Origin of the sequence: Marinomonas atlantica, from assembly GCF_001639725.1 — a bacterium.
In the GTDB taxonomy this organism is placed as follows: Bacteria; Pseudomonadota; Gammaproteobacteria; order Pseudomonadales; family Marinomonadaceae; genus Marinomonas; species Marinomonas atlantica.
The window spans coordinates 1-264 of the sequence record NZ_LTAW01000047.1 but is presented as its reverse complement, the minus strand read 5'-3'; the positions used below and the strand labels follow the sequence as shown (position 1 = coordinate 264).

At 44.7% G+C, this 264-nt stretch carries 1 protein-coding gene; it reads right to left on the bottom strand.

Annotated features, from left to right (window positions below):
- Nucleotides 1–246 (bottom strand): ABC transporter permease subunit (locus tag AYW75_RS18505; RefSeq protein WP_231886246.1); only part of this gene is annotated, 246 nt, incomplete at its 3' end.
- Nucleotides 247–264 lie beyond the last annotated feature (18 nt).

Here is a 264-nt window from a genome sequence, read left to right as displayed (position 1 = left end):
CAGGATCAAGGTGACACCCATAACAGCAGGAAAGTCGTTAGTGATGACAGATTCGACAACGTAGCGACCTATACCGGGCCAATCAAAGATGGACTCTACAATCACACTGTTGCCCAACATAAATCCATAGGTCAGGCCAATAACAGTCAACAACGGGACGAGTGTTGCTTTTAACGCATAGAAGAAATAAATCTTGGAGTGACTCAATCCAAACGCATGACCAGTGCGAATGTAATCTTGGCTCAACACCTCCACCATTAAGTT